Below are 14,744 nucleotides of genomic sequence, written 5' to 3' on the forward strand. Positions count from 1 at the left end.
TTTGGTTCACCTCCTTATCTTCTCGCTTAACGTGTAACGTTCAGTGCGTTGAGCAAATACTGTGGCAGGGCAAAGCTGCCCGCGTGGATCGCCGGGTTGTAATAACGGCAGTTTAGGCCGCTTTGATTAAAGCGATGTTGCAGGGCGGATAAATCGAGCTGACGCGGCGCCGGGTTTTGGCTCGCCCAGGCGAAGGTCATGATGCCGCCGTAATAGGTTGGGATCGCCGCCTGATAGAAGCTGACGTCGTTGAAATACTGGCTTAATTTGGTGTGGCTGTTGACCGCTTCGTCTTGTTGCAGGAAACAGACGCCGTTCTGCGCGACAAAAATGCCGCCCTCGTTCAGGCAGCGTGCGCAGCCTTCGTAGAATGCCGAAGTGAACAGGCTTTCGCCGGGGCCGATGGGATCGGTGCAGTCAGAGATAATCACATCGAATTTTTCATCGGTCTGATTGACGAAGTTGACGCCGTCGTCGATCACCAGCTTGAAGCGCGGGTCATCGTAGGAACCGGCATTATGGTTCGGCAGGTACTGGCGGCAGAATTCCACCACCCCGGCGTCGATCTCGACCATGGTGATCTGCTCTACGCCCCGATGGCGGCTGACTTCGCGCAGCATGCCGCCGTCGCCGCCGCCGATAATCAATACCTTCTTCGCCTGGCCATGTGCCAGCAACGGAACGTGGGTCATCATTTCGTGATAGATGAACTCATCGCGCTCGGTGGTTTGCACCACGCCGTCGAGCGCCATCACGCGCCCCAGCACCGGGTTTTCAAAAATCACCAAATCCTGATGCTCGGTCTTCTCGCGGTATAGCACATTCTCTACCGAGAAGTACTGGCCGAAGCCGGCATGCAGCGTTTCATACCAAATTTCTTTCTGGGTCATGTGCGGGAACTCCGTAATAACGGCCATGAAAAATTGGCGCAACATCATAGCTAACTCTGCCTGATGATGCACGGCTGAATTTCAAACAGAGGTAGCGGAAGGCGGGAGGGATTAGTTGGCGTACGCCAGCAGACTCAGTGAGTCGCGTGCCAGAGATTTGCATTTGTTGGGGGTAGGGATGGCGATGCCACTGAGATCGCGATAACTGTCTTCACCCAATGCCTTCATGTTGTAGCTATTATAGTTGCTCAAATCCCAACGGTTTTGCTGGGCGAAGTAAACGATGGCGCGTTTGATTTGCGCGTTGGGCAAGTCGTTGTAGCCGCAATCGTTTTTCAGGTAAACAAATACCGCCGTCAGATCGGCCAGATCTTCCGCCTCAGACTCATTCAGCGCCAGACTGGCGTTGGAGAACCCCAGCATGGCGAGCAACAGCACCAATAACGTTGTTTTTTTCATCATGAAAATAGACCTGTTTGTTGTCAGCAGACGTTATCACACTTGCCTGTAAAGGCACCAAATTTTATTACCTGCGGATAACATAACCGGCAGCAAAGGCTTGACCTTCCGCTAAGGGGAGGGTTTAGGCTGTCTGGCATGTAAGTCATACCCGTCATCTTTCAAGCCGCCCGTATTAGGGCCCCTACCGTACCTGGGGATGAACGAGCAGGAACTTGAAAGCCATAGGATACATATCACTGAGAAAAGGGAGTCAGCGATGTTACGCCGTGATTTTATCAAACTGACCGCTGCGCTGGGCGCAGCAAGCACCTTACCGCTGTGGAGCCGAGGCGTGTGGGCGGCTGAGTTGCCGACCTTACCCATCCCGCCACTGTTGACGCCGGACGCGCAGGGAAGAATCGCGCTGGCGCTGCAAACCGGTGAAATGAACTGGCTGCCGGGCAAAACCACCCAAACCTGGGGCATCAATGGGGCGCTGCTGGGGCCTGCGGTGCGACTGCAGCGCGGCAAACCGGTGACGGTCGATATCAAAAACGGCTTGCCGGAAGCCAGCACCGTCCATTGGCACGGTTTGGAAATTCCCGGCGATGTCGATGGTGGCCCGCAGGCGCTGATTCAGCCGGGCAGCACGCGCAGAGTGAGTTTCACTGTCGAACAGCCCGCGGCCACCTGTTGGTTCCATCCGCATACCCACGGCAAAACCGGCCATCAGGTGATGATGGGGTTGGCGGGGCTGGTGCTGCTGGAAGACGACGAGAGCGGTAAACTGCCGCTACCCAAGACCTGGGGGCAGGATGATATTCCGGTGATCCTGCAGGACAAACGGTTGGATAAAGACGCGCAAATTGAATACCAACTGGATGTGATGAGTGCTGCGGTTGGCTGGTTCGGCGACCGTATGTTTACCAACGGCACCCAATATCCGCAGCACGTCGCGCCGCGCGGCTGGTTACGGCTGCGTTTTCTCAACGGCTGTAATGCGCGGTCGCTAAGCCTGGCGGCCAGCGATAACCGCCCGTTATACGTTATCGCCAGTGACGGCGGTTTTCTGGGCGAACCGGTGAAGCTGACCGAATTGCCGATGCTGATGGGCGAGCGCTTTGAAGTGCTGGTGGATGCCTCGGACGGCAAACCGTTCGACATCGTCACGCTGCCGGTCAAACAGATGGGCATGACGCTGGCACCGTTCGACCAACCGCTGCCGGTGTTGCGCATTCAGCCTTCGCTGGCGCAGGGCATCAAAACGATGCCGGACAGCCTGGTGAAACTGCCGGCACTGCCACCGCTGGCCGGGCTTCAGGAGCGTTGGCTGCAACTGATGATGGACCCGCAGTTGGACAAGCTGGGCATGCAGGCATTGATGGATCGCTATGGTCATCAGGCGATGGCCGGGATGAGCATGGATCATGGCGGTATGAGCAATAACGATGGCGACATGGCCGGCATGGATCACGGCAATATGCCGGAAATGGATCATGGCAGCATGAAAGGTATGGATCACGGCAACATGAAAGGCACGGATCATGATGCCAAGCCTTTCGACTTCAGCCACGGCAATAAGATCAACGGCAAGGCCTTTGATATGACCAAACCGGCGTTCGAGGCCAAACGCGGCAAGTACGAGAAATGGACCCTTTCCGGCGAAGGCGACATGATGCTGCACCCGTTCCATATTCATGGCACCCAGTTCCGCATCCTGTCGGAGAACGGCAAGCCGCCGGCGGCTCATCGCAGTGGCTGGAAAGACACGGTGCGCGTCGAGGGGGGGCGCAGCGAAGTGCTGGTGCGTTTTGATCATCCGGCTAACAGTGAACATGCCTATATGGCGCATTGTCACCTGTTGGAGCATGAGGATACCGGCATGATGCTGGGCTTTACCGTAAGCGACTAGAGCAGAAGTGGCGGCGCGCTCGCGTCGCCACCGGCTTCAGGCTATGCTAAACTCTGCGCCCTTCTTCCGGCAACTGACCTGAAACCTATGAAACACACTGTAGACGTAATGATTTCCGAGCAGGAAGTTAAGACCCGTATCGCCGAACTTGGCCGTCAAATCACCGAACATTATCGCGAGAGCGGCAGTGATATGGTGTTGGTCGGGCTGCTGCGCGGTTCCTTCATGTTCATGGCCGATTTGTGCCGCACGATTGAAGTGCCGCACGAAGTCGACTTTATGACCGCCTCAAGCTACGGCAGCGGCATGTCCACCACCCGCGACGTGAAAATCCTCAAGGATCTCGATGAGGATATCCGCGGCAAGGACGTGCTGATCGTGGAAGACATCATTGATTCCGGCAACACGCTGAATAAAGTGCGCGAAATCTTGGCGTTGCGCGGGCCGAAATCTCTGGCGATCTGTACCTTGCTGGACAAGCCTGAACGCCGCGAGGTGGACGTGCCGGTGGAGTTCGTCGGTTTCTCCATCCCGGACGAGTTCGTGGTGGGTTATGGTATTGACTACGCTCAGCGTTATCGTCATTTGCCGTACGTCGGCAAAGTGGTGCTGCTGGACGAGTAATCGGCGGGGGCGCGGCTTTGCCCGCGCCCACACCTAAAGCAGGATAAACGTCCAAGCTTTTATGCTTTGTCCTGCTGCAGTTTGGCCATTGCCTTGCGATACCCCATTTCCAGGCTCTCGCGGCTGGTGGCAGCCACTTCCAGATCGCGCAGGCGTCCGTCCTGAATCCCGTACACCCACCCGTGGATCGTCACCTTCTGGCCGCGTTTCCAGGCCGACTGCATGATGGTGGAGTGGCCCAGGTTGTAGACTTGCTCGATCACGTTGATTTCACACAGTACGTCGAGACGGTGTTCCGGATCCAGTTCACCCAGCAGTGAACTGTGCTTGTACCACAGATCGCGGATATGCAGCAGCCAGTTGTTGATCAGCCCCAGCTCCGGGTTCTCGACCGCAGCTTGAACACCGCCGCAACCCAGATGGCCGCAGATGATGATATGTTCAACTTCCAGCACATCCACCGCATACTGCACCACCGACAGACAGTTAAGATCGGTGTGAACCACCAGGTTTGCCACATTGCGATGGACAAAGAGTTCGCCAGGTTCCAACCCGGTCAGTCTTTCTGCGGGGACGCGGCTGTCTGAGCAACCTATCCATAAAAAGCGGGGCTTTTGCGCCTGGGATAAACGTTCAAAAAAGTCGGGATCTTCCTGGTTGATATTGGCCGACCAGGCTTTGTTGTTGGCGATAAGCGTTTCGATTTCTTTCATGGAGGGTTTTTTGACCTGTAACAAACAGATTGCGTTGGGCTAATATAGGACAAGCGTCACAATTTGGATATCGGAACCGTTACGCTTTTTCCGCACGGATTCGCCTCAGTGAAATCGCTGCCGATGATAAGATCATCTCTATTACAATACGCGGCAGCATACTCATCGCTACAAGGTACTCTCTAACTTATGAATTATGCACTGGAATTAGCGCAGTTGACCAAGACCTACGCGGGTGGCGTCAAGGCCTTGCGCGGGATCGATCTTAACGTCGAAGCGGGGGATTTTTATGCCCTGTTGGGGCCGAACGGTGCCGGTAAATCTACCACCATAGGCATTATCAGCTCGCTGGTGAACAAAACGACCGGCAGCGTGCGGGTGTTCGGCTACGACATCGATAAAGATATCGTTAACGCCAAGCGTCAGCTCGGGTTGGTGCCGCAAGAATTCAACTTTAACCCGTTCGAAACCGTCATGCAGATTGTGGTCAATCAGGCGGGTTACTACGGCGTGACCCGGCGCGAGGCGTTGGCGCGTGCGGAAAAATACCTGACCCAATTGGATCTGTGGGGCAAGCGCGATGAACGCGCCCGCATGTTGTCCGGCGGCATGAAACGCCGTTTGATGATCGCCCGTGCCTTGATGCACCAGCCAAAGCTGCTGATCCTCGATGAACCGACCGCTGGGGTGGATATCGAACTGCGCCGCTCCATGTGGGGCTTCCTGAAAGAGCTGAACGCCCAGGGCACCACCATCATCCTCACGACCCACTATCTGGAAGAGGCGGAAATGCTGTGCCGCAATATCGGCATCATCCAGAACGGTGAACTGGTGGAAAACACCTCAATGAAAGGGTTGTTGGCCAAGCTGAAGTCCGAAACCTTTATCCTCGATCTGGCGGCCAAAAGCCCCTTGCCGAAGCTGGATGGCTATCGCAACCGCCTGACGGATACTTCAACGCTGGAAGTGGAAGTGATGCGCGAGCAGGGCTTGAACGGCTTGTTTGCTCAACTCAGCGCGCAGGGGGTCCAGGTATTGAGCATGCGGAATAAGGCTAACCGGCTGGAAGAGCTGTTTGTCACCCTGGTTAACGGTAATGGAGAAAAAGCATGACGCGTTTGTATTGGGTGGCTTTACAGAGTATCTGGGCCAAAGAGATTAACCGTTTTGCCCGTATCTGGATCCAGACCCTGGTGCCGCCGGTGATCACCATGACGCTGTATTTCATCATCTTCGGCAACCTGATTGGTTCGCGGATTGGTGATATGCACGGTTTTGATTACATGCAGTTTATCGTGCCCGGCCTGATTATGATGGCGGTGATCACCAACTCGTACGCCAACGTCGCATCGTCGTTCTTCAGCGCCAAGTTCCAGCGCAATATCGAAGAGCTGCTGGTGGCGCCGGTGCCGACCCATGTGGTGATCGCCGGTTACGTCGGCGGTGGTGTGGCGCGCGGTATTTGCGTCGGTGTGCTGGTGACGGTGATCTCGCTGTTCTTTGTGCCGCTGCAGGTGCATGCCTGGTGGGTGATTGTGGTCACGCTGCTGCTGACGGCAATCCTGTTCTCGCTGGCGGGCCTGATCAACGCGGTGTTCGCCACCACCTTTGACGACATCAGCCTGATCCCGACTTTCGTGCTGACGCCGCTGACCTATCTCGGTGGGGTTTTCTATTCGCTGACGCTGCTGCCACCGTTCTGGCAGGCGGTGTCCAAGCTGAACCCGATCGTCTATATGATCAGCGGTTTTCGCTACGGTTTCCTCGGCATCAGTGATGTGCCGCTGGTGCTGACCATGGCGGTGCTGGTGGCGTTTATCCTGGTGTTCTATCTGCTGTCCTGGTACCTGATAGAGCGTGGCCGCGGCCTGCGCACCTGAGGCGCTGACGCCCCCGAACAGCCGTTCGGGGGCGTTTTGATTTATTTGAAGCTTGCATCACATAAATCAATAGAATTGCCCACATAACCTCTTTCTCCCCGATGTTCAAATCGTGCTATGCTGGCGCTCCACACTTTCTCCATTTTGTTATATACCCTATGAATTTCAAGTTGCAGCTAGGCGGCCAACTCGCTCATCCTCAGGCGCTTACTTTAGTAAGTAACTGGGGTGACAAATCTGCTGGGAGCAGATTTGAACGCTGCTAGCAGCGGCCCCGAAGGGGGGTGGCCCATGGACGGGCCACATAACTGAGTGCAGGTAACAACGCTGCGGCTTGAAAGGCGACGGGTATTCGCACTCGTAAGCAGAACATAACCATGCGGTCTACACACAAGATAGCGGCTGGGCTACTCGGCATCCTGATGTCACTCGCCTCTCCGGCGACGCTGGCAAATTTATTGTCGGAAGACAGCGCTGTTAAATCTGAATATATGGAAGCGCAACGCGACAGCGAAGTTTATTCGCTGATTGGCGAACATGTGATCCCGGTCGGTGAAGTGAAGCAGGGGCAGCTGATTCAGGTGTTCCCGGCGGATGCGGAGTATTACGAATTCAAGTTTGGCCACGGCATTGGTTTTATCGATAAAGACGATGTGCGCAATCTCAAAAAATCGCGCAAGGTGCAAGACGATCTCGGCGAACTGAATAAACCGCTGACCAATCAGAATCTGATCACTCAGAAGGCGATCAACGTCTATACCGCAGCGGATAACGCCAGCGAAGTGTTTGGCGTGCTGGAAGAGAACCTGCGTTACCCGATCATCGGCAAACTGAAGGATCGGCTGAACAACACCTGGTATGAGATCAATATTGGCGATCGTCTGGGTTATATCAGCGAACTGGACTGCGAGATTGATACCGGTGTTCCGGTGCTGACCTATCACCATTTGCTGAAAAACGAAGAGAACAAGCGTTTCCGCCATACCTCGACCACCACTTCGGACGTGGCGTTCAGCAACCAGATGACCTATCTGAAACAGGCGGGTTATGACACCATTTCCCTGTACCAGTTGGAAGCCTACCTGAAGAACCAGATCAACCTGCCGGGCAAGGCGGTGGTACTGACTTTTGATGACGGATTGAAGTCGGTGTATCGCTATGCTTACCCGGTGTTGAAGGACTACGGTTTCCGCGCAACGGCGTTCATTATTTCTTCACGCATCAAACGGCATCCGCAGAAATGGAACCCGGATTCGCTGCAGTTTATGAGCATTTCAGAACTCAAGCAGATCCAGGATGTGTTCGACGTACAGTCACACACGCATTTCCTGCACCGTACTGACGGCAACCGCCAGCCTATTCTGCTGAGCCGTTCACTGCATAATATCGAATTCGATTTTGAGCGCTCGCGCCGCGCGCTGTCGCAGTTTAATCCGCATGTATTGTACGTATCCTATCCGTTCGGAGGCTACAACCAGCGGGCAATACAGGCGGCGAAAGACGCCGGTTTCCATATGGCGGTGACCACGGTGCAGGGTAAGGTAAAGCCGGGGGATAATCCGTATACACTGAAGCGGTTGTATATTTTGCGCACCGATTCCATTCAGACCATGGCAGACAGAATAGCCAACAAGCCGGGAACTGTGGTGGTGCAATAATACTCGTCATATTTCAAGCTGCATCTTTGTTGGCTACGCTTGCTCACCCGAATCACTTACTTCAGTAAGCTCATCGGGCCTCGCTCCCTTGCCGCCGCGATGCAACTCGAACTATTTAGCGTATCGAGTGAAACGGGCGCCGAGTGCGCCCGTTTTTACTTTCAGGCGACCTGAACCGGCACGGCTTTCGCTTTGCGTTGCAGGGTGTTGTCACCTTCGAAGTAGGCGACTTTCGGGTGGTGCTGGCGGGCATCGGCATCGCTCATCTGCACGTAGGAGCAGATGATCAGTTTGTCGCCGACGCAGGCGCAGCGCGCCGCCGCACCGTTGACCGAAATGATGTGCGAACCGCGTTCGGCGGCGATGGCATAGGTCGAGAAACGCTGACCGTTATCAACGTTATAAATATCTATAGCTTCATATTCCAGAATGCCTGCGGCCTCCAGGAAATCCTGATCGATGGCGCAGGAGCCTTCATAGTGCAAGTCGGCCTGAGTCACTTTCACCCGATGCAGCTTGCCTTGCAGCATAGTACGTATCATAACTTTACCTAACTGAATATCCGCCTGTATTCGTCATACTTGGAGTCTATACAGGCGATTGGGGTTGAACATCCATCCGGTGTTTATCGTCACCGATAACGCCATCCTTGTCTACTTTCGGGTGGGCTACAACGGTGACGATTGCACAAAAAGTAACTTATAGTGTCAGATCAACCTGCTGGTTGTCGATCAGTCGCGCCTTGCCCAGCCAGGCGGCCATCAGCACCACTGCGCGTTGGCTTTCGACCCCCAGCGGTTGCAGGCTGTCGGCGTCACGGATAAACAGTTCGTCCGGGGTGAAACCGGCGGCGCGCAGGTGCGCGGCGGTTTGTTCCAGCAGATCGTCGACGTGGCGTTCGCCGTTGCTGAGTTGTTCTGCCAATGCGTTCATGATCTTGCTGAGTTGAGGCGCGATTTTGCGCTCTTCTGCGGTCAGATAGCCGTTGCGCGAGCTGAGCGCCAGGCCATCTTTAGCGCGCACGGTCGGCACGCCGACGATGTCGATGTCGTACCCCATGTCCGCCACCATCTTGCGGATCAGCGCCAGCTGTTGATAATCCTTCTCGCCAAAACAGGCCAGATCCGGCTGCACCAGATTGAACAGTTTGCTGACGATGGTGGAGACGCCGCGGAAATGACCGGGGCGGCTGGCGCCTTCCAGCATGGTGGAAATGCCCGGCACGTCGACATAGGTATGCTGTCCCAGCCCCTGCGGGTAGACATCGGCCGGCGCAGGTGCGAACACCAGATCGACGTTGCGGCGGGTCAGCTTTTCGCTGTCCTCCTGCAAGGTGCGCGGGTAGCGCGCCAGATCGTCAGGGCGTTCGAACTGCATCGGATTCACGAAAATGCTGACCACCACGATATCGGCACGCGCCCGGGCTTCATCAACCAGCGTCATATGGCCTTCGTGCAGGTTGCCCATGGTCGGCACCAGCGCGATGCGTTTACCGTCCTGGCGCCAGCGGCGGATCTGTTGACGCAGCAAAGGCAGGGTTTCGATAATTATCATTGATAGCTCCTGGAACGATCGCTTAATTAAAAGAGTGTTCTTCAGCGGGGTAAGCGCCTTGCTCCACTTCCTGCATATACTGTTGTACCGCCAGGCGGATATCGCCGCTTTGCGCCAGGAAATTTTTAGCGAATTTCGGCGTATGGCCGCCGGTAATGCCAAATGCGTCGTGCATCACCAGGATCTGGCCGTCGGTCACGTTGCCGGCGCCAATGCCGATCACCGGAATGGACAGCGCTTCGGTGATCTTGCGTGCCAGTTCGGTCGGTACGCACTCCAGCACCAGCAGTTGCATGCCGGCCAGCTCCAGATTTTGCGCATCTTCCAGCAGTTGTTTGGCGGCGAGCTCGTCACGGCCTTGCACCTTGTAGCCCCCGAAGACGTTCACCGACTGCGGCGTCAGGCCGAGATGGCCACACACCGGTACGGCGCGCTCGGTGAGCATTTTCACCGTTTCGCACAGCCAACTGCCGCCTTCGAGTTTCACCATATTGGCACCGGCCTGCATCAGCTCGGCGGCGTTGGCGAAGGCCCGCTCCGGGGTGGCGTAACTCATGAAAGGCATGTCAGCCAGCAGCAGGCAGGCCGGGGCACCGCGGCGTACGGCCCGGGTGTGGTAAGCGATGTCGGCGACGGTGACCGGCAGCGTGGAGTCGTGGCCCTGCAGCGTCATGCCCAGCGAATCGCCCACCAGCAGCACTTTAACGCCTTGCTCTTCAAACAGTTTGGCAAAGCTGGCATCGTAGGCGGTCAGTGAAGCAAACTTGCGTTGCTCCTGTTTCCACTGGCGCAAATGGGTCACGGTGGTGGGTTTCATCACTACGTCTCCTGAATAGAGCCGCGCGATACGCGCAGGGCCCTGGCTGCAAAAAAGTGCTGTCATTCTACTGTAACCCTAACGGGGTGGGTAGCGCAGATCATGCAGCTTAAGGGGTTCTTAAGAACCTTGTGATGTAATAGCGAAAAAGGGACGAGCATGCGAATTCTGCTGATAGAAGATGACAAGTTAATCGGTGACGGCATCAAGGCCGGGTTGACCAAACTCGGCTTTAATCTGGACTGGTTTACCGACGGGCTGGTCGGTAAAAATGCGCTGGAAAGCGCGCCTTACGATGCGGTGATCCTCGATCTCAGCCTACCGGGCCTGGATGGGCTGGATTTGCTGCGCCAGTGGCGCCAGGCCGGCCATGACGTGCCGGTGTTGATCCTTACCGCGCGCGATGCGCTGGAACAGCGCGTCAGCGGCTTGCAGAGCGGCGCCGATGATTACCTGTGCAAACCTTTTGCCCTGGCGGAAGTCGCGGCACGCCTGCAGGCGTTGATCCGCCGTCGCCATGGCCAACTGATGCCGCAACTGGTGCATGGCAACCTGGTGTTTGACTCCGCCACGCGCAGCGTGAGCTTCAACGGCGAGCCGGTAACCTTGACGCCGCGTGAACTGGCGGTACTGGAGCTGTTTTTGCACAACAAGGGGCGGGTGCTGGCGCGGCCGCTGATCCAGGAAAAACTGTACAACTGGGATGACGAAGTCAGCAGCAATGCCGTGGAAGTGCATATCCATCACCTGCGGCGCAAGTTGGGTAACGGTTTTATCCGCACCATTCACGGCGTGGGCTATACGTTGGGGGAGGCATCGTGAAACATCTCAGCTTGCGGTTGCGGCTGATCCTGATTTTCAGCCTGCTGGCGCTGGTGACCTGGTGTGCCGCCAGCCTGGTGGCGTGGATGATGACGCGCAACAACATCAATGAAGTGTTTGATACCCAGCAGATGCTATTCGCCAAGCGCCTGGCGACCGCCAATCTGGGCGATCTGCTGGCCGACGAAAGCGTGCGTAGCCTGCCGAAAACCAAGAAGCTGGTGCATCACGGCAAGCGGGGCAAGCAGGATGACGACGCGTTGGCGTTCGCCATCTTCGACCGTAATGGCAAGATGTTGCTCAATGACGGTGAAAACGGCGCGGATTTCCGCTTTGACGGCGAGCGCGAAGGCTTTACCGATGGCGAACGGCGGGGCGACGACGACAGCTGGCGGCTGCTGTGGCTGACCAGCCCGGACGGCCGCTATCGTATCGTGGTCGGGCAGGAGTGGGATTACCGGCGGGATATGGCGCTGGGCATGGTAACCGGGCAACTGGTGCCGTGGCTGGTGACGTTGCCGATTTTGATGCTGTTGATCGCGCTGATGGTGGGGCGTGAACTGCGGCCATTGCGCGCGGTGGCCGCCGGGCTGCGCAAACGCGCACCGGACGACGCTACGCCGTTGGATGCGCGTCAGGTACCGACCGAAGTCAGGCCGCTGGTGGATGCACTGAACGCGTTGTTTACGCGCATCAACGCGCTGCTGGTGCGTGAGCGGCGTTTTACCTCAGACGCCGCCCATGAGTTGCGCAGTCCATTGGCGGCGCTGCGTGTGCAGACGGAAGTGGTGCAATTGGCCGGTGACGACGAGCCGATGCGCAAGCATGCGCTCGACAATCTGACGGTGAGTATCGATCGCGCCACCCGCCTGGTCGATCAGTTGCTGACGCTGTCGCGGCTGGATTCACTGTCGGATCTGGCCGATGTGGAGCCGGTCGACTGGAGCCGGCTGGTGCCGGTGACCCTGGCGGAGCAGGATCGCCACGCTTATGCCGCCGGCGTCGCACTGCGTTACGAACAGCAGGGCATACCGGCGCCGTTACAGGGGCAAGCGCTGTTGCTGTCGCTGCTGGTGCGTAATTTGGTGGACAATGCGGTGCGTTACACGCCTGCGGGCGGCACCGTCACTGTGAGGCTTACAGAGCGCTTGCTGACGGTTGAAGACAATGGGCCGGGAGTCACTACGGAACATCTGGCGCGGTTGGGGGAGCGTTTCTATCGTCCGCCGGGTCAGGAGCAAACCGGCAGCGGGCTGGGGCTGTCTATTGTGCAGCGCATCGCTGGCTTGCACGGGCTGAAGATCGGCTTTGCCAATCGGGCAGAAGGCGGATTTATTGCCAAAGTGATGTTGTAGGGCGCGCATGCTGCGCCCGATTCAGGCTTTTTGCTTGGGCTGATGCCACAGTTCCATGCCGTTCTCCGGCACGCGTTTCAGGCAACTGGCCAGCGACTCACCGTCCGGGAACACCAACTCGGGGGCGATTTCCGCCAGCGGGTAGAGCATGAACTCGCGTTCTTTCAGGCCGTAATGCGGCACTGTCAGGCGATCGGTATGAATAACCTGTTCGCCATACAGCATGATGTCCAGATCGAGGGTGCGCGGGCCCCAGCGCTCATCTTTGCGCACGCGGCCCTGATTGCGTTCTATCGCTTGGGTATGATCGAGCAGTTGTTCGGCGGGCAGCAAGGTATCCAGCGCCACCACCGCATTGAGAAAATCCGGCTGGTTCTGCGGCCCCAGCGGCTTGGTGCGGTAAAACGACGAACAGAGGATCAACCGGGTGCGCGGAAGATGCTCCAGCGCCTCCAGTGCGGCTTTCACCTGTTGCAGCGGTTGCGCCAGGTTACTCCCCAGCGCGATATAAACGCGGATCATTATGCTCCTTCTTTACGCGGCGTCCGGCGGCGAGGGCGACGCTGACGCGCGCGGCGTGGCGCGGGGTCGTCACCCAAAGTGCTCAACATGGTTTTCTGACGCGCCGGCGTGGCTTCCTGGAATTCGCCCCACCATTCGGTCAGACGCAGCATTTCCTGGTTTTCTTCCACTTCGGCGCGCAGCGCCAGCAGATCGTAAGCGGCGCGGAATTTCGGGTGTTCCATCAGCTTGTGCGCACGCTTGCCCTGACGGCGAGACAGACGCAACTGCAATTGCCAGATATCACGAACCAGCGTGGTGATGCGTTTCGGGATCGCCAGTGAACGACACTGTTCGTCCAATACGTCATTCATCGCCAGCGCGAAGGCGTCGTAATACGCCAGCCCGCTCTCCTGCGCCAGTTTCTGCGCATGTTCCAGCAGCGGATACCAAAGCATAGCAGCAAACAGGAACGCCGGATTGACGCGCATGTCGTTCTGCAGACGATAATCGGTGTTCTTCAGCACCTGCACCAAAATACGCTCCATCGGCGTATCGTGGGTAGGCGTAAAGTGGCGTGCTATCTGTGGGAACAGCGGCTGGAACAGCTGGTATTCGCACAGCTTCAAATAGGTTGGATAACCGTAACCTGCCTGCAGGAGCTTGAGCGATTCCTCAAACAAACGCGCCGGCGGGATCTCATGCAGCAACGAAGCCAGGCGCGGGATAGGCTCGGCGGTTTCGTCACTGATGCTCATATCCAGCTTGGCGGCGAAGCGCACCGCACGCAGCATGCGCACCGGATCTTCGCGGTAGCGGGTTTCCGGATCGCCGATCAGGCGAATCACGCCCTGTTGCAGGTCACGCATGCCGTCGACGTAATCACGCAGGGTGAAGTCCGCCACGCCGTAATACAGGCTGTTGATGGTGAAGTCGCGGCGCTGAGCATCTTCTTCGATCGAACCGAAGATGTTATCGCGCAGCAGCATGCCGTTTTGGGCCTGCTGGGACGAGTTTTTGTCGGATTCCGGCGTTTGCTGCTCGTGGTGGCCGCGGAAGGTGGCAACCTCAATAATCTCCGGCCCGAACATCACGTGCGCCAGACGGAACCGGCGGCCGACCAGGCGACAGTTGCGGAACAGCTTGCGCACCTGATCCGGCGTGGCGTTGGTGGTGATGTCGAAATCTTTCGGCTTTTTGCCGAGCAACAGGTCACGCACGCCGCCACCGACCAGATAGGCTTCGTAGCCGGATTTGTTCAGGCGGTACAAGACCTTCAGCGCATTCTCGCTGATGTCTTTGCGTGAGATTGAATGCTGATCTCGTGGGATCACGGTCATGGGGCCGGTACCCTCTGCAGCGGGAAAAGGAGGGCGCTTACGCGGCGCCGGCCGGCGGGCAGGGGTTTCTCTGCCGCTTTCGGCGCGTCGATGTTGTTGCGGCGCGGCAGGCTGTTCAGCGGCCACGCTTTCTTCGCGGACTACGTTTTTATCGCTGGCCGGCGCATCATCGCGGGGCAGCTTGTCATCGCGGATTAGTACCTTACGGCAGAAATTGGCTACTCGGGTAAAAATGGT

Annotated in this window: 15 protein-coding genes; 7 read left to right on the plus strand and 8 right to left on the minus strand. The window is 57.2% G+C overall.

Annotation, left to right across the window (positions count from 1 at the left end; genetic code table 11):
* Positions 1–26: 26 nt before the first annotated feature.
* Together speE and V2S86_RS20130 are read right to left on the minus strand one after the other, a co-directional pair.
* Positions 27–890: a polyamine aminopropyltransferase gene (gene speE / locus V2S86_RS20125; protein WP_330763859.1), complete on the minus strand. Its 864-nt coding sequence runs from the start codon at positions 888–890 to the stop codon at positions 27–29.
* A 111-nt stretch (positions 891–1,001) separates the two neighbouring features.
* Positions 1,002–1,349 (minus strand): YacC family pilotin-like protein, encoded by a 348-nt coding sequence (locus tag V2S86_RS20130; RefSeq protein WP_006321105.1) that lies wholly within the window; start codon positions 1,347–1,349, stop codon positions 1,002–1,004.
* Positions 1,350–1,608: 259 nt separating this feature from the next.
* Here V2S86_RS20130 and cueO point away from each other — a divergent pair, with 259 nt between their 5' ends.
* The gene (cueO, locus tag V2S86_RS20135; protein WP_330763860.1) at positions 1,609–3,243 is read left to right on the plus strand and encodes a multicopper oxidase CueO; all 1,635 of its coding nucleotides are present in this window, start codon (positions 1,609–1,611) and stop codon (positions 3,241–3,243) included.
* 87 nt (positions 3,244–3,330) lie between these two features.
* Positions 3,331–3,867: a hypoxanthine phosphoribosyltransferase gene (hpt, locus tag V2S86_RS20140; RefSeq protein WP_330763861.1), complete on the plus strand. Its 537-nt coding sequence runs from the start codon at positions 3,331–3,333 to the stop codon at positions 3,865–3,867.
* A 59-nt stretch (positions 3,868–3,926) separates the two neighbouring features.
* Here hpt and can read toward each other — a convergent pair whose 3' ends face one another.
* The gene (gene can / locus V2S86_RS20145; RefSeq protein ID WP_330763862.1) at positions 3,927–4,580 is read right to left on the minus strand and encodes a carbonate dehydratase; all 654 of its coding nucleotides are present in this window, start codon (positions 4,578–4,580) and stop codon (positions 3,927–3,929) included.
* Positions 4,581–4,769: 189 nt separating this feature from the next.
* Here can and V2S86_RS20150 point away from each other — a divergent pair, with 189 nt between their 5' ends.
* The 3 genes from V2S86_RS20150 to V2S86_RS20160 all read left to right on the plus strand — a co-directional run bounded on the left by V2S86_RS20150 (position 4,770) and on the right by V2S86_RS20160 (position 8,118).
* Complete coding sequence (locus V2S86_RS20150; RefSeq protein ID WP_212557372.1) at positions 4,770–5,693, plus strand: ABC transporter ATP-binding protein; 924 nt, start codon at positions 4,770–4,772, stop codon at positions 5,691–5,693.
* The gene (locus V2S86_RS20155; RefSeq protein ID WP_006321086.1) at positions 5,690–6,460 is read left to right on the plus strand and encodes an ABC transporter permease; all 771 of its coding nucleotides are present in this window, start codon (positions 5,690–5,692) and stop codon (positions 6,458–6,460) included. Before V2S86_RS20150 ends, V2S86_RS20155 begins: the two co-directional genes overlap by 4 nt.
* A gap of 377 nt (positions 6,461–6,837) precedes the next feature.
* Positions 6,838–8,118: a polysaccharide deacetylase family protein gene (locus tag V2S86_RS20160; protein ID WP_330763863.1), complete on the plus strand. Its 1,281-nt coding sequence runs from the start codon at positions 6,838–6,840 to the stop codon at positions 8,116–8,118.
* A gap of 161 nt (positions 8,119–8,279) precedes the next feature.
* Here the strand turns inward: V2S86_RS20160 and panD are convergent, their stop codons facing one another.
* The 3 genes from panD to panB form a co-directional block, all read right to left on the minus strand.
* Positions 8,280–8,660 (minus strand): aspartate 1-decarboxylase, encoded by a 381-nt coding sequence (gene panD / locus V2S86_RS20165; RefSeq protein WP_330763864.1) that lies wholly within the window; start codon positions 8,658–8,660, stop codon positions 8,280–8,282.
* Between the two features lie 157 nt (positions 8,661–8,817).
* Entirely contained in the window at positions 8,818–9,672 is an 855-nt protein-coding gene (gene panC / locus V2S86_RS20170; RefSeq protein WP_330763865.1) for a pantoate--beta-alanine ligase, read from the minus strand.
* A gap of 22 nt (positions 9,673–9,694) precedes the next feature.
* Positions 9,695–10,489 (minus strand): 3-methyl-2-oxobutanoate hydroxymethyltransferase, encoded by a 795-nt coding sequence (gene panB / locus V2S86_RS20175; RefSeq protein WP_311995343.1) that lies wholly within the window; start codon positions 10,487–10,489, stop codon positions 9,695–9,697.
* Positions 10,490–10,648: 159 nt separating this feature from the next.
* Here panB and qseB point away from each other — a divergent pair, with 159 nt between their 5' ends.
* Positions 10,649–11,311, plus strand: coding sequence for a quorum sensing response regulator transcription factor QseB (gene qseB, locus V2S86_RS20180; RefSeq protein ID WP_330763866.1), 663 nt, complete (start codon positions 10,649–10,651; stop codon positions 11,309–11,311).
* Positions 11,308–12,666, plus strand: coding sequence for a quorum sensing histidine kinase QseC (gene qseC, locus V2S86_RS20185; RefSeq protein WP_330763867.1), 1,359 nt, complete (start codon positions 11,308–11,310; stop codon positions 12,664–12,666). The genes qseB and qseC overlap by 4 nt, the downstream gene beginning before the upstream one ends.
* 21 nt (positions 12,667–12,687) lie before the next feature.
* Here the strand turns inward: qseC and folK are convergent, their stop codons facing one another.
* Positions 12,688–13,188: a 2-amino-4-hydroxy-6-hydroxymethyldihydropteridine diphosphokinase gene (folK, locus tag V2S86_RS20190; RefSeq protein ID WP_004947882.1), complete on the minus strand. Its 501-nt coding sequence runs from the start codon at positions 13,186–13,188 to the stop codon at positions 12,688–12,690.
* On the minus strand, positions 13,188–14,741 hold the full coding sequence (gene pcnB, locus V2S86_RS20195) for a polynucleotide adenylyltransferase PcnB (protein ID WP_430306275.1): 1,554 nt from the start codon (positions 14,739–14,741) through the stop codon (positions 13,188–13,190). The genes folK and pcnB overlap by 1 nt, the downstream gene beginning before the upstream one ends.
* Between the last annotated feature and the right edge of the window lie 3 nt (positions 14,742–14,744).

Source organism: Serratia sp. C2(1) (assembly GCF_036352655.1).
In the GTDB taxonomy this organism is placed as follows: Bacteria; Pseudomonadota; Gammaproteobacteria; order Enterobacterales; family Enterobacteriaceae; genus Serratia; species Serratia inhibens.

Bases quoted from the DNA above. Each gene is read 5' to 3' on its own strand.
- V2S86_RS20130 (WP_006321105.1), bottom strand. From the start codon at position 1,349: ATGAAAAAAACAACGTTATTGGTGCTGTTGCTCGCCATGCTGGGGTTC.
- V2S86_RS20150 (WP_212557372.1), top strand. From the start codon at position 4,770: ATGAATTATGCACTGGAATTAGCGCAGTTGACCAAGACCTACGCGGGT.
- cueO (WP_330763860.1), top strand. From the start codon at position 1,609: ATGTTACGCCGTGATTTTATCAAACTGACCGCTGCGCTGGGCGCAGCA.
- hpt (WP_330763861.1), top strand. From the start codon at position 3,331: ATGAAACACACTGTAGACGTAATGATTTCCGAGCAGGAAGTTAAGACC.
- speE (WP_330763859.1), bottom strand. From the start codon at position 890: ATGACCCAGAAAGAAATTTGGTATGAAACGCTGCATGCCGGCTTCGGC.
- folK (WP_004947882.1), bottom strand. From the start codon at position 13,188: ATGATCCGCGTTTATATCGCGCTGGGGAGTAACCTGGCGCAACCGCTG.
- panB (WP_311995343.1), bottom strand. From the start codon at position 10,489: ATGAAACCCACCACCGTGACCCATTTGCGCCAGTGGAAACAGGAGCAA.
- qseB (WP_330763866.1), top strand. From the start codon at position 10,649: ATGCGAATTCTGCTGATAGAAGATGACAAGTTAATCGGTGACGGCATC.
- panC (WP_330763865.1), bottom strand. From the start codon at position 9,672: ATGATAATTATCGAAACCCTGCCTTTGCTGCGTCAACAGATCCGCCGC.
- can (WP_330763862.1), bottom strand. From the start codon at position 4,580: ATGAAAGAAATCGAAACGCTTATCGCCAACAACAAAGCCTGGTCGGCC.
- V2S86_RS20160 (WP_330763863.1), top strand. From the start codon at position 6,838: ATGCGGTCTACACACAAGATAGCGGCTGGGCTACTCGGCATCCTGATG.
- V2S86_RS20155 (WP_006321086.1), top strand. From the start codon at position 5,690: ATGACGCGTTTGTATTGGGTGGCTTTACAGAGTATCTGGGCCAAAGAG.
- panD (WP_330763864.1), bottom strand. From the start codon at position 8,660: ATGATACGTACTATGCTGCAAGGCAAGCTGCATCGGGTGAAAGTGACT.